Here is a 13639-nt window from a genome sequence, read left to right on the forward strand (position 1 = left end):
AATAAAAGTCCAATTGAAGGAACGAATATTGAGTGACAAGTCGCGTATAGCAACTCATTACTCAATATTCTAATCTGTATTATCGTTGTGAGATAGGCGTAACTGTTCTTGGTTCACTGCCAATATAATCGGCAGATGGACGGATAATACGGTTATTAGAGCGCTGCTCCATGACATGTGCAGCCCAACCAGTTAAACGTGAACAAACAAAGATAGGCGTAAATAATTTGGTTGGAATACCCATATAGTTATAAGTAGATGCATGGAAAAAATCTGCATTACAAAATAATTTTTTTGTATCCCACATAAATTCTTCACAAGCAACAGAGATATCGTATAGTGATGTATCTCCATTTTCAGCCGCTAACTTTTCAGACCAAGCTTTGATAATGACATTACGTGGATCTGAGGTACGGTAAACGGCATGACCAAAACCCATGATTTTATCTTTGCGCTCAAGCATGCCTGCCATTTGTACTTTGGCATCTTCTGGAGATGAGAATTTCTCAATCATATCCATAGCAGCTTCATTAGCACCACCGTGAAGTGGGCCACGTAAAGTACCAATGGCACCTGTGATACATGAAAACATATCTGATAATGTTGATGCACAAACACGCGCTGTAAATGTTGACGCGTTAAACTCATGCTCAGCATATAAAATTAATGATACATCCATTACACGTTCATGCTGCGCAGATGGGCTTTCTCCATTAAGAAGACGTAAGAAGTGACCTCCAAGTGATGCTTCATCACTTTTACAGTCAATTTCAACACCATCATGTGAAAACTTATACCAATAACACATGATTGCAGGAAACGCCGACAATAAACGGTTAGCAGCTTTATTTTGCTCAGAGAAGTCAACTTCTGGTTCAACGTTACCTAAAAAAGAACAACCTGTACGCATTACATCCATAGGATGTGCATCTTTAGGAATAAGTTTTAATACTTCTTTTAAAGCTTGTGGAATATCACGCATCGCTAGCAGCTCAGCTTTATATTCAGCTAACTCACCTACTGTTGGTAGTTCACCGTTGAATAATAAATAAGCCACTTCTTCGAAGGTTGCATTATCAGCTAAATCAGAAACATCATAACCACAATAAGTTAAACCACTACCCGATTTACCCACGGTACAAATAGCCGTTTCACCAGCGCTTTGTCCACGTAAACCTGCACCACCAATTTTTTTTTCTGACATAATTATTTTCTCACTTTTCAATATTTATATTTTTTAACGTTAGATTATTTATTTTTGCCATCAGCAAATAATGAATCTAATTTTTGCTCATAATCGTGATATCCAAGATAGTCATATAAATCCATACGAGTTTGCATCGTATCGACAACCGCTTTTTGATCGCCATCAGCTAGAAGAGTTCTGTACACTAATTCAGCCGCTTTATTCATCGCTCTAAAAGCAGATAAAGGATAAAGCACCATTGCACAGCCCCATTCACCTAACTGCTCTTTATTCCAAAGTTCAGTTTGACCAAATTCAGTAATGTTAGCCAATACAGGAACATCTAATGCTTCGGTAAATGCACGGTAATGTTCTTCCGTTTTCACAGCTTCTGCAAAAATACCATCGGCACCGGCGGCAACGTATGCTTTAGCACGTTCAAGTGCAGCTTCAATACCTTCTTGAGCAAAAGCATCAGTACGAGCCATAATGAAAAAATCAGGGTCAATACGAGCATCTACAGCAGCGCGAATACGGTCAGCCATTTCTTCAGTTGAAACGATTTCTTTATTTGGACGATGACCACAACGTTTTTGTGCTACTTGATCTTCAATATGAACTGCTGCAGCACCTGCTTTTTCCATATCACGGATGGTTTTAGCAATATTGAACGCTCCGCCCCAACCTGTATCAATATCAACAAGTAAAGGTAAACTAGATGCTGCCGTAATACGTTGCACATCTGCAATAACATCATTCAATGACGTCATTCCAAGATCTGGTAGACCGTATGAGGCATTAGCAACACCACCACCTGATAAATAGATGGCTTGATGACCTATTTGCTCAGCCATCATAGCGCTGTAGGCATTGATAGTGCCGACAACTTGTAGTGGTTTGTTATTTTCTAGCGCTTGGCGAAATTTTGCACCTGCAGATAATTGACTAGTCATGGTATATTTCCTCTTAAGACTTAATGAGTTGAATGTTTGTTTGTTCTTTCTGAGTAATTTCTTTAGCTATTTTATTTTCTATATTTTTACGTGATGCAGCAATATGACGACGCATTAACATTTCTGCTAATTCTCCATCTCTATCTGCGATTGCTTGGATTATGCTCGAGTGTTCATCAAAAGCACGACTTGCTCTGGGGCTATACATGCCGAATTGACAACGATACATACGCACTAAGTGATATAACTGGCCACAAATCAATTCAATTAATTGTTTGTTATGACTACCTAAAATAACTTTATAATGAAAATCAAGATTACCTTCTTCTTGATAATAACCAGTGCCATCTTTTAGCTCTTGAGTTTGAGCATGAATTTTAAGCATCGCTTGCATGTTTGATATTTCTTCATCAGACATATTGTTTGCTGCTTGTCTACATGCCATGCCTTCAAGTGCTTCTCGCGTAATATAAAGCTCTAATAAACCCTCAATAGAACATTGAACAACACGAGAACCGACGTTTGCTTTTCGTTCGATAAGGTGGCATTTCTCAAGACGATTTAAAGCTTCACGTAACGTTGAGCGGCTTATTTGATAATGTTTAGCTAACCCAGGTTCACTTATCTTACTACCTGAAGGAATTTCACCTTCAACAATAGCATGTTGTATTTTCTCAAATACCTTATCCGCGGTAGTGACCACTGCTTGTTGAGTTGGGTTATTTGTTTTCATAAATTTAAGTACATCAAGGTTATAATTATAATGGTTTGTTTTCGACTGCATTGTCGACACATCGTTTTTGTTATATGCATAATAGCGGAATTACATAATTAATCAAGTAGACTTAAGTGTTATTGTCGACAATTTAAGATAGTAATGAAAAAAATGATGAATTGATTGAATTTTATTCAAGAAAACAAAAAAGCCCACGCAATATTAATATATTGCGTGGGCTTTCTATATTCACTTTTAGTACACTTTACTTTCAGTTAACTTAAAATAAAGTGGCATCCCTAAGGGGATTCGAACCCCTGTTACCGCCGTGAAAGGGCGGTGTCCTAGGCCTCTAGACGATAGGGACACTGGATTAACTATTGTTAATACAAACTATCTACCAGATCACTCTGGTGATTTAGTTTTACTCAGTCCCGTAATAGTAGACTTATCGAAAAACTAAAACTCTAAATTCTTATTTCAGATTAATAATCCATAGCATAAGATACTATTTCACTTTTATGCACCTTTCTTTTAATATTTCTACTTAAAGATAAGTGGCATCCCTAAGGGGATTCGAACCCCTGTTACCGCCGTGAAAGGGCGGTGTCCTAGGCCTCTAGACGATAGGGACACTAAACAGCTTCTGCTCATTTTTTATAAGTATGAACAAACTTAACCTTTCTTTGCTTAAAAGCAAAATAAGATAATAGTGGCATCCCTAAGGGGATTCGAACCCCTGTTACCGCCGTGAAAGGGCGGTGTCCTAGGCCTCTAGACGATAGGGACACTAAAACTTGCTAGCAAGTTAAAACTATCTATTTTTTGTTATTTACCTTCAATAACAAAAAACCTAAATTATGGTGGAGCTATGCGGGATCGAACCGCAGACCTCTTCGCTGCCAGCGAAGCGCTCTCCCAGCTGAGCTATAGCCCCGCTTGTTTAAATAACTAAATTCAAACGGTCATATTAAATAACTGGCCTAATAGCTATTTAATACTTTCTTTCCTAAGAAAGAAGCTCTCAACCAGACTCTATTTAAAGAAATGAACACTTGCTGAAAACGAGGCGCATTCTAAGCAGCAGCCTTGAAACTGTCAACACTTATTTTAAAAAAACAGTGAAAATATTACAAATAACTGATTGAGTGATTAGATAAACACCAACTTGTTTATTTTTTACTTAACTGGTTGTTTGATCTGTACAATTTCTAATCTTTAATAAATCCAAAAATGTTATCAAAAGTATTAATCACTTACGCCTTGTTACACCTTATTTAAACCTTAGTACGCTTATGCTTTATTTTTAAATTGTTTACAGGTATGGTCTGATGTATTAAAGCATATCAAGTACAAAAAACAATGCAGTTAAATAAATTAAATATTGTAGCTATAGGTGGCGGTCACGGCTTAGGTAGAGTTTTATCAACCCTATCATTTATGGGAAATAAACTTACCGGTATTGTTACTACAACCGATAATGGCGGCTCGACAGGTAAATTAAGAAAACGCAGTAGCTCAATTGCCTGGGGTGATTTACGTAATTGTTTAACTGAATTAGTTGATAAAGATTCTATTGGCAGCCAACTGTTTAATTTTCGATTTGATGGTAATGATGAGCTCGGTGGCCATAACTTAGGTAATCTTATCTTATATGGTTTAGGAGAAGTTCAATCTAGACCTTTATATTCCATTAGGCTAGTCAGACGAATATTAGGCGTTCGAACACAAGTTCTACCTATGTCTGAAACCCCCACAGATTTAATAGCTTTCTATCCAGAGGGTCGGTGTCGTGTTGGTGAGCTTTCCGTTGATGAAATGCCAATCATGCCTAAAAGTTTACTATTAGCGCCATTAGTTAAGTCTATTGAGCCTTGCATAAAGGCAATAAATAACGCTGATTTAATTATATTAGGCCCAGGGAGCTTCTTAACAAGTATCATTCCTCCGTTGTTAGTAAGAGACATAAGTAATGCTATTGCTAATAGAAAAGGACATTGTGTTTTTGTCGATAATGTCGTTTTAGAAAATAGTCCCGCAGCCAAATTGAGCATAGATGAGAAGCTACACTGGATTGAAGACAATATAGGTTGTTTACCTATTGATAGTGTTATTTGTCAAGAACCATCTGTTGTATCAAATAAGATCAACGTGATATGCCGCGATTTAGCTGACCAAAAACATCCACATCACCATGATAAGGATAAGTTAATTAATGCATTAGAAGCATGCGTCAGCGGTTTGAACACAAATATCAAAACTAAAAAGATTGAAACCGACAAGCAAAAATTGGCCTAGATTTATACCCTGTCGCTTAGTATGTATTCGGTTTCAGTGATAATGAAAGGGTGAATAATATCTCCCTTTGACACCTGATTAGTTAATCTTCACTCAAACGACTAGCGACAGCACCTTTTTGATTCTTATACTTTGCATCATTGCGCTTGTTGTATGGTCTTGCTGCGCTTGATGACATAGTTTCAAAGTTCAACGCGGCTATTTTCATTTTTGGGCGCAATGCTAAGGGTAGTTTACCACTATTGTAAAATTCTAAGACGATTTGTCCTGACCAACCGGGATCGATTCTGTGTGCAGTAACGTGCACCATCAAACCTAATCGTGCTAACGATGAACGACCATCCAACCAGCCAACAATGTTGTCAGGTAAAGTAACCGATTCATACGTTACTGCTAAGGCTAACTCACCCGGATGTAAAAAGAATGCTTCACCGTCATTAATGACAATTTCATCACTCATTACCGTATCCATCGCTTGTTGCATGTCTGCTTTAGGCGCACTTAAATCAATATAGGGAGCGGTATGGTCTTGAAATACACGAAATTCATTACCTAAACGAATATCGACACTAACCCCTGAGATCATTGATGTATCGGGTTTTGGTGAGATAATGATTAGTTCATCATCTAGGTATTGCTCTATATCTTTATCACATAATCTCATAATTACTTTTCTTACTCTCTGATTGAAAAATTAGCTAATGATTAGTCAATGATTTCAACCGTTGGGGTTAATGGGCTAGCGTTATCGAGTTGCAAAAATAATTGCCCTACAATATTACGCGCTATTCTACGGTACAAGTGAGCAATATCACCAGTGCTATTTTCAATGATGTCAGATTGACCAAAATCTGCATCTTGGCGTATATTCATGTCTAAAGGTAATTGGCCAAGTAATTGTGTTTGTTTTGACTTTGACATTTGCGAGCCACCTGACTCCCCAAAAATATGACTTTTATGACCACAATTGTCACATAAGTGATAACTCATATTTTCAATAATACCTAATACCGGTACTTTGACCTTATCAAACATGGCAATGCCTTTAGCTGCATCTATCAATGCCAAATCTTGCGGTGTTGTAACGATAACAGCGGCAGCAACAGGCACTTTTTGCGCGAGTGTTAATTGAATATCCCCCGTTCCCGGTGGCATATCAATTAATAAATAATCTAATTCAGGCCAAGCTGTTTCAGTTAGTAATTGATTAAAAGCACCACTCGCCATTGGGCCACGCCAAACAGTGGCATCATTTTCATCAACTAAAAATCCTATCGACATAGCACTTAAGCCATGAGCCGTTAAAGGATCCATTAACTTGCCGTCTGCCGAACTTGGTTTAGCATTTTTCAAACCAAGCAATGTCGGAATAGAAGGGCCATATATGTCTGCATCTAAAATACCCACCTTAGCGCCCTCTGCAATTAACGCATAAGCAAGGTTAACCGTGGTAGTTGACTTACCTACTCCACCTTTGCCTGAAGCCACGGCAATAATATTTTTAATATTATTTTCACTGCCACCTAATGAAAAAGAGCGTACGGCCTTAACATTTAGTTGCACACCAAATTCAACTGGTTGTTTTAGCGAATCAACTAAACTTTTGGCAATGTCATCTAACTCACCTTGACAGGGAAAAGGCAGGATAAGTTCAACGGTAATAGCCTTACTTTGCTTCGGAATAGTGTGAATATGAAAGTGTGAACTAACCGAAAGTATGCCTTGAGGAAAACTTTCAGAGCGATAATCTTTTAATGTTTCTGTTATCACTTGTATTTTTTCTGTTGCGGTCAAGTCACTTGCTGACGAATTAGCTGTAATTTGACCACTGTCAGGTACTTTTGGGGAACTTTTATTAGAGAAGAATTTGCCGAACATATTATATACCCATGCTACATCAAAATGCAGGATTCAGTGAGAATTAAAAGGCTTAGAGGCTAGGCCTTGATTGAAGATAATGGTTGTTCTCTTATCGAAGTCAATAATGCCGTATATAAGCCTTTAAAACTCACCCTACGGGGACTACTGAGCAAAAAATGCTCATCATTGCATCTGTTTTTAAGGACGCTACATGGATGTAGCTTATTAGAGAATGCAGGAGCACATTCTCCTGAACAACCATTAATAAAAAGATGCGCTTTGACGATATATTGCTCAATAGTCCTGAACCTCGCATTTTGAAGCAGCATGGATATCACATTAATTATTTGAGTATAAACGTTAAATTCTGTACTATTGCAGCCATTATTACCATCAAAAAACACTATTTATTCATGTCTACAGCTATTTCTTCTAACAGTTTACCAAAAAAGCGCAAAATATTAGTTACTTGTGCTCTTCCTTACGCTAATGGTTCAATTCATTTAGGCCATTTACTTGAACATATTCAAACCGATATTTGGGTAAGATTTCAGCGAATGCGTGGACATGAAACTTACTTTGTTTGTGCTGATGATGCTCATGGCACACCAATCATGCTTAAAGCACAAGAACTAGGGATCACTCCAGAAGAGATGATCAATGGCATACGTGAAGAGCATATGGCTGATTTTGCCGATTTCCATATTAGCTTTGATAATTATCACTCAACTCACACTGAAGAAAACCAAGCGTTTGCTAGCGATATTTATAATCGTTTGCATGAAAAAGGTCATATTAAAACACGCGTTATTTCTCAACTTTATGATCCTGAGAAAGGGATGTTTTTACCTGACCGTTTTATTAAAGGCACCTGCCCTAAATGTAAAAGCGAAGATGAAAATGGAGATAGCTGCGATAACTGTGGTGCAACCTACTCACCTACCGAGGTTATTAATCCTCGCTCAGTAGTATCCGGTGCTACGCCAATATTGAAAGATTCTGAACATTACTTTTTTGACTTACCAGCCTTTGAGCAGATGCTGAAAGATTGGACACGCAGTGGTGCATTGCAAGAAGAAATGGCCAATAAACTAAGCGAATGGTTTGATTCAGGATTAAGACAATGGGATATCAGTCGTGATGCGCCCTATTTTGGTTTTGAAATACCTAACGCACCAGGCAAGTTCTTCTATGTATGGTTAGACGCGCCTATTGGCTATATGGGTAGCTTTAAAAATTTATGCAATAAAGATAGCAGTATTGATTTTGATAGCTTTTGGAATGAAGACTCTGACGCTGAGCTATATCATTTTATTGGCAAAGACATTATATACTTTCACAGTCTATTCTGGCCTGCTGTACTTGAAGGCGCAGGTTACCGTAAACCTACAGCGGTTTACGCTCATGGTTTTGTTACCGTTAACGGCGCTAAAATGTCAAAGTCGAAAGGGACTTTCATTAAAGGCCGTACTTATTTAGAGCACTTAAACCCTGAGTATTTACGTTATTACTATGCGGCTAAGTTAACCAATCGCATTGATGACTTAGATTTAAACCTTGAAGACTTCGCACAACGTGTCAATTCAGATTTAGTAGGTAAAGTAGTCAATATCGCCTCTCGTTGTGCGAGTTTTATCACTAAACGTTTTGATGGCATGTTATCAACTAACATTGATGATCAAGCCCTAGCTGATGAAGTAATGGCTGCAGGTAATAGTATTGCTGCCCATTATGAATCACGTGATTTTGGCCGTGGAATGCGCGAAATCATGGCACTTGCTGATAAAGTAAATGAATATATCGCCATTAAAGAACCATGGCAGCTGGTTAAAGACGAAACTAAGCAACAAGAGGTACAAGATATTTGTTCTCTTGGTATCAACATGTTCCGTACTCTAATGATTTATTTAAAACCAGTATTGCCTGTACTTGCCGATAGTACTGCAGCTTTCTTAAATGATGAGCTAGTTTGGGATGGACACAAAACTTTATTAACTGACCATAAGATAAATAAATTCAAAGCGTTATTACAACGTGTTGATATGGATAAAGTTAATGCGATGACTGATGCTTCAAAAGATAGCTTAGGTGGCGCTGCCCCCGAAAAAGCGGAAAAACCTGCGAAGAAAAAGAAAGCAGCAAAAGTCGTTGATAATTCTGCTGCCCTAGCGAACCCATTAGCTGAAGATCCAATCTCTGAAGAAATTCAATTTGATGATTTTGCTAAAATTGATTTACGCATTGCTAAAATAGTCAATGCTGAGCACGTTGAAAAAGCAGATAAATTACTAAAATTAACACTCGCATTAGATGAAGAAGGCACTGAAACTCGTCAAGTATTCGCTGGCATAAAGTCTGCATATCAGCCGGAAGATTTAATTGGCAAGCATACGGTAATGGTTGCCAACTTAGCACCACGTAAAATGCGTTTTGGGATGTCAGAAGGCATGGTGTTAGCCGCAGGACCCGGTGGCCAAGATTTATGGATATTAAACCCTGATGATGGTGCTAGAGCTGGTATGAGAGTAAAATAAAATAAATTTTATAAATCTATTTAAAAACATAAAGGTATAGCGTAACGCGATACCTTTTTTTATTACTAAAGCAATTGAATACAACGATTAAATACGTGAGTACATTGATGATCAAAGCGTTGACCAGTTTACTAAAAAACACACCTGCTTCATTACAGATCATAACTGCCATGATAGTAGGTTTAATTATAGGAACAACAACATCAACCGTTTTTACAGGCGTAAATGAAATAGCCAATGCCTTTGTCATGTTATTACAAATGACTGCCCTTCCCTATATTTCGCTTTCATTAATTACCGGTATAGGTGGTCTTTCTTCAGCTAAAATAAGTAGTACAATTAAGAAAAGTCTAACTATTCTGCTCTCGTTAATCGCACTGGTATTATTTTTTATTTTACTTGCCCCTATTGCTTTTCCAAGCTGGCAAAGTGCTGACTTTTATAGTGTAAATACTATAAAAACAGTACAAGAATTTGATCTTATTCAACTATTCATACCAACAAATCCTTTTTATTCTTTTGCTCATGGCTTAATTCCAAGTGTTGTCATGTTTAGTATTTTCGTCGGGATCGGCTTAATGCAAGTTAGGGCTAAAAAGCAAACATTACTCGCATTAATCGGGCTAAACAATGCCATCATCAATGTTAGCTTTATGGTTATGAAACTAGCACCTTTAGCTATTTTTTGTATTGCATTAAGAGCCGCCGCCACAATTGATGCCTCCCAAATAGATGGCTTGTTGGTTTATATTGTCACCGCAAGTGTATTGGTTTTTTTATTAACCTTTTTAATATTACCCGCTATTGTTGCCACTATTACACCTTTGGAATATAAGGACATACTAAAGGCTACACGATCAGCAATGATCACCGCATTTGCTACCGGAAGCTTTTTTATTGTTATTCCATTAATTGTTGAAAAAACCAAGCAATTAATCGAAAAAATGACTATTAGCAATTCAAATTTAAAGTCAAATGCTTTAATAGCGCCAAGTATTATAGTACCTATTAGTTTCAGCCTTCCTATAGGCGGAAAGCTACTTGCGCTATTATTTGTATTATTTGCAGCATGGTTTTCTGGCTCACAAGTGAGTGCCGGTAATTACCTTAATTTGTTAACCGTTGGCTTGTCACAGTTATTCGGTTCAACTTCTGTTGCTATGCCAAGCTTATTACAACTTTTTAATGTACCAAGTTCTTTATTTGAGTTATTTCTTGTGGCTGAAAATTTAATTGTCGGCCGTCTTGGCGCCCTGCTTTCTGTGATTTTTTCAGCAAGCTTGGTTATCCTAATTGCCACTAGCATACTTAAACAATTTACCTTTAAGTGGCGTTCATTTGGCAAGTTCTTAATCATACTGCCTGCTATTTCAATTATCGCATTTATCAGCCTTAGATTTACTTTTGACAGTATTAGTTACCAATATCAAGGTTACAAAAAGTTCATAGAACGTGATTTTGTTATGCTTGATATCAAAAGTACCGTGCTTAAAAGCCCCGAAAATGTCGAGATAAACTCTCAACCTTATGTTGATGTGTTAACTCGTATAAAACAACGTGGCTTTATTCGTGTTGGCTATTTTAGAGATGATTTGCCTTATTCTTTTCATAATAATGAAGGAAAGCTCGTTGGTTTTGATATTGAAATTATAAACTTGCTTGCTGATGATCTTGGGGTATCTATTGAATTTGTACGAATTTTTCATAAACAAGCCCAAAAGTTATTATCATCTGGCTATTTAGATATGACTACAGGTGTTCCAGTATTACCTAATAATATGAAAGAGTTAACGTTAACTGTACCTTATAGCAGTCAATCTATTGCTTTTATTGTCAAAGAGGAAAGACGCAGTGAATTTACTGATTGGAAAACTATTTTTAGTAAAGAAGAGTTAATTATTTCAATTCCTGAATTATATTACAGTGAGAATATAATAAAACGCTATTTTAAGCACAGTAAAGTATGGGAAATATCAACACCACGATTATATTTTAAAGAAAAATACCAACATATTGATGCCATGCTTTTCGGTGCCCCAACAGCTTCTGCTTGGACATTATTGCACCCAGAATACACCGTTGTTGCGCCAAAACCTGCTCAACCTCCCTTAGCGATGGCATTTGCTATCAATAGTGAGGATAGGGCTTTTGAATTATTTATGCGTAACTGGATCCAAATGAAAAAACAAAATAACGATATCGATCGTTTGTTTAATTATTGGATTGCCGGTAAAAACCCTAAATTATTGAACAAACAACAGTAGAACTTAACTAATCATGAATACAAAAACATTTATCATCCCCTTCATTGTATTAACAACAATGGCTTTGATATCAAGCTGTAATAGCAGTCATATATCAACTAACTTAGATAAAGAAAATTTCAGTGATTATTTTTCAGCATCAAAGGTTAAAATTTACAAGCAAGAAAAAGACATTAAAACACACCATAATTATATTGGTGTCGTTGAAGGTCAAGATTGCCAAGTAAAGCCTCACCATGCTGTACCAGATGAAATTAATGCGAGAACTCAAGCTAGACGCCAAGCATTTGAACAACAAGGCAATGCTGTTATTTTTACAGGCTGTGCGTTATTAACATCAGAGCAATTAGTGAAACTTAACAACAGTAGCGATGCTCAACAATGTCACGCCATTGTTATATGTTACGCAAAAGCATTTGCAATTGAATTACCGGCTAAAAAATAGAGTAAAGTGCTAAAATAATGAATAAATCCAGTGTAAATAACAAAGTTGAATTTAACATTATTGGCCAAGTTAACTCTCCTTATAAAGAGAAATTTGCTATACCTCGTCAACCAGGTTTAGTAAGTTCGGCAAAAGGGACTATAACGCTGATAGGTGATGCTAATAATCCTGAGTTAGTTAGAGAGTTAGCGCAGTTTAGTCATATTTGGGTATTGTTTGTCTTTCACGGCACTCAAGAACAAGGTTGGAAACCCTTAGTGAGACCACCGCGATTAGGCGGTAATAAAAAAATCGGCGTGCTAGCGACCCGCTCTACCTTTAGGCCAAACCCTATTGGTATGTCGGTAGTAAAATTAGATTCTATAGACATAAAAGACCAACAGGTGATATTGCATATTTCAGCAATCGATTTATTAGATAAAACCCCTATTGTTGATATAAAGCCTTATGTGCCATACTCTGACTCCATCCCTCAAGCTAACGCAGGTTTTGCTCAATCTCAACCCTCATCTACATTGCAGGTGACTTTTAACAAACAAGCCCAAATTGCCTTAACAAAATACAGTCACAACTTTCCCGATTTGGCTTTATTTATCGAACAAGTACTAGCGCAAGACCCTCGCCCTGCATATAAACAAGGAAAAATTGATGATAAAATCTATGGCATGAATTTATATGATTTAAATATTCAGTGGCAAATGCAAGGATTAGCTAGCATTGAAGTTATTGGCATAACGTCGGCTGTTAGTAATTTATAGAGAAAATAGTGGCAATAAGCCAGTACGATTAAAAAAAAGTCGATATTGATAATACCAATACCGACCAATCCATTAAGATATAATTTGTTAATCCTAGCGACAAACGAGCAATTACGTTAAATCGACCTAGTGGTGATGACCGCCAACACCATGAGCATGGCCATGTTGAACTTCTTCATCGGTTGCAGCGCGCACATCAATAACTTCAATATCAAACGTTAATACTTTACCGGCAAGAGGCGGATTAATATCCACGGTTACCATGAACTTACCTGCTTTGATTACAGTCACTTGCCGTTGGCCTTGCTCAGTATGAACGACACCAATCATACCTGCTTTCCATTTGGCATTTTTGCTTGGTAAACCTTCTAAATGTTTAACTGGCACGCGTTGTACCATATCTTCTTGACGCTCACCATAAGCATCTTCAGGTTGCAATGTAGTACTAAACTTATCACCTGCTTCTTTATCTGTTAACGCTTTTTCTAAGCCAACTAATGTGTTGTTAGCGCCATGTAAATAAGCAAGAGGATCGTTGCCATGAGATGACTCTAACTCTTTACCTGATTCATCTTTTAACACGTAATGAAACTGAACAACGGTTTTATCGGTGATTTTCATTTTAT

The 13639-nt window shown here is 37.2% G+C and carries 11 protein-coding genes and 4 tRNA genes; 5 read left to right on the forward strand and 10 right to left on the reverse strand.

Going from position 1 to position 13639, the window contains the following annotated elements; all coding sequences use genetic code 11:
- Positions 1-79: 79 nt before the first annotated feature.
- From prpC to DWA31_RS13190, 7 genes are all read right to left on the reverse strand, one after another.
- Positions 80-1204, reverse strand: coding sequence for a bifunctional 2-methylcitrate synthase/citrate synthase (gene prpC, locus DWA31_RS13160; RefSeq protein WP_114327037.1), 1125 nt, complete (start codon positions 1202-1204; stop codon positions 80-82).
- A 44-nt stretch (positions 1205-1248) separates the two neighbouring features.
- Entirely contained in the window at positions 1249-2139 is an 891-nt protein-coding gene (gene prpB / locus DWA31_RS13165) for a methylisocitrate lyase (RefSeq protein ID WP_114327038.1), read from the reverse strand.
- A 13-nt stretch (positions 2140-2152) separates the two neighbouring features.
- A complete protein-coding gene (locus tag DWA31_RS13170) occupies positions 2153-2872 on the reverse strand; it encodes a GntR family transcriptional regulator (protein ID WP_114327058.1) in 720 nt (239 codons plus the stop codon).
- Positions 2873-3145: 273 nt separating this feature from the next.
- Positions 3146-3221, reverse strand: a tRNA-Glu gene (locus tag DWA31_RS13175).
- Positions 3222-3412: 191 nt separating this feature from the next.
- A tRNA-Glu gene (locus DWA31_RS13180) sits at positions 3413-3488 on the reverse strand.
- 79 nt (positions 3489-3567) lie between these two features.
- Positions 3568-3643 (reverse strand) — tRNA-Glu (locus tag DWA31_RS13185).
- Positions 3644-3715: 72 nt separating this feature from the next.
- Positions 3716-3791 (reverse strand) — tRNA-Ala (locus DWA31_RS13190).
- 425 nt (positions 3792-4216) lie between these two features.
- Between DWA31_RS13190 and DWA31_RS13195 the strand changes: the two genes are divergently transcribed.
- The gene (locus tag DWA31_RS13195) at positions 4217-5152 is read left to right on the forward strand and encodes a gluconeogenesis factor YvcK family protein (RefSeq protein WP_114327039.1); all 936 of its coding nucleotides are present in this window, start codon (positions 4217-4219) and stop codon (positions 5150-5152) included.
- A gap of 82 nt (positions 5153-5234) precedes the next feature.
- On the opposite strand, the gene dcd is transcribed toward DWA31_RS13195, so the two are convergent.
- Complete coding sequence (dcd, locus tag DWA31_RS13200; RefSeq protein ID WP_114327040.1) at positions 5235-5816, reverse strand: dCTP deaminase; 582 nt, start codon at positions 5814-5816, stop codon at positions 5235-5237.
- Between the two features lie 41 nt (positions 5817-5857).
- Positions 5858-7030: an iron-sulfur cluster carrier protein ApbC gene (apbC, locus tag DWA31_RS13205; protein WP_114327041.1), complete on the reverse strand. Its 1173-nt coding sequence runs from the start codon at positions 7028-7030 to the stop codon at positions 5858-5860.
- Between the two features lie 395 nt (positions 7031-7425).
- Here apbC and metG point away from each other — a divergent pair, with 395 nt between their 5' ends.
- The 4 genes from metG (at position 7426) to tsaA (ending at position 13013) form a co-directional block, all read left to right on the forward strand.
- Complete coding sequence (gene metG / locus DWA31_RS13215; protein ID WP_114327042.1) at positions 7426-9546, forward strand: methionine--tRNA ligase; 2121 nt, start codon at positions 7426-7428, stop codon at positions 9544-9546.
- 95 nt (positions 9547-9641) lie between these two features.
- Positions 9642-11810, forward strand: coding sequence for a cation:dicarboxylate symporter family transporter (locus DWA31_RS13220; RefSeq protein ID WP_136037997.1), 2169 nt, complete (start codon positions 9642-9644; stop codon positions 11808-11810).
- A 13-nt stretch (positions 11811-11823) separates the two neighbouring features.
- Positions 11824-12255: an Rcs stress response system protein RcsF gene (rcsF, locus tag DWA31_RS13225; RefSeq protein WP_114327044.1), complete on the forward strand. Its 432-nt coding sequence runs from the start codon at positions 11824-11826 to the stop codon at positions 12253-12255.
- A gap of 17 nt (positions 12256-12272) precedes the next feature.
- Positions 12273-13013, forward strand: a complete 741-nt coding sequence (gene tsaA, locus DWA31_RS13230; RefSeq protein WP_114327045.1) for a tRNA (N6-threonylcarbamoyladenosine(37)-N6)-methyltransferase TrmO — start codon at positions 12273-12275, stop codon at positions 13011-13013.
- 126 nt (positions 13014-13139) lie between these two features.
- On the opposite strand, the gene DWA31_RS13235 is transcribed toward tsaA, so the two are convergent.
- Positions 13140-13634 carry an FKBP-type peptidyl-prolyl cis-trans isomerase gene (locus DWA31_RS13235; RefSeq protein WP_114327046.1) on the reverse strand — a complete coding sequence of 165 codons (495 nt, stop codon included), beginning with the start codon at positions 13632-13634 and terminating at the stop codon, positions 13140-13142.
- Positions 13635-13639: the final 5 nt, after the last annotated feature.

The sequence above is a fragment of the Candidatus Colwellia aromaticivorans genome (assembly GCF_003333305.1).
Lineage (GTDB): Bacteria > Pseudomonadota > Gammaproteobacteria > Enterobacterales > Alteromonadaceae > Colwellia > Colwellia aromaticivorans.

Excerpts from the sequence above, each read along its gene's own strand:
- prpC (WP_114327037.1), bottom strand. The coding sequence starts at position 1,204 with ATGTCAGAAAAAAAAATTGGTGGTGCAGGTTTACGTGGACAAAGCGCT.
- prpB (WP_114327038.1), bottom strand. The coding sequence starts at position 2,139 with ATGACTAGTCAATTATCTGCAGGTGCAAAATTTCGCCAAGCGCTAGAA.
- DWA31_RS13170 (WP_114327058.1), bottom strand. The coding sequence starts at position 2,872 with ATGAAAACAAATAACCCAACTCAACAAGCAGTGGTCACTACCGCGGAT.
- DWA31_RS13195 (WP_114327039.1), top strand. The coding sequence starts at position 4,217 with ATGCAGTTAAATAAATTAAATATTGTAGCTATAGGTGGCGGTCACGGC.
- dcd (WP_114327040.1), bottom strand. The coding sequence starts at position 5,816 with ATGAGATTATGTGATAAAGATATAGAGCAATACCTAGATGATGAACTA.
- apbC (WP_114327041.1), bottom strand. The coding sequence starts at position 7,030 with ATGTTCGGCAAATTCTTCTCTAATAAAAGTTCCCCAAAAGTACCTGAC.
- metG (WP_114327042.1), top strand. The coding sequence starts at position 7,426 with ATGTCTACAGCTATTTCTTCTAACAGTTTACCAAAAAAGCGCAAAATA.
- rcsF (WP_114327044.1), top strand. The coding sequence starts at position 11,824 with ATGAATACAAAAACATTTATCATCCCCTTCATTGTATTAACAACAATG.
- tsaA (WP_114327045.1), top strand. The coding sequence starts at position 12,273 with ATGAATAAATCCAGTGTAAATAACAAAGTTGAATTTAACATTATTGGC.
- DWA31_RS13235 (WP_114327046.1), bottom strand. The coding sequence starts at position 13,634 with ATGAAAATCACCGATAAAACCGTTGTTCAGTTTCATTACGTGTTAAAA.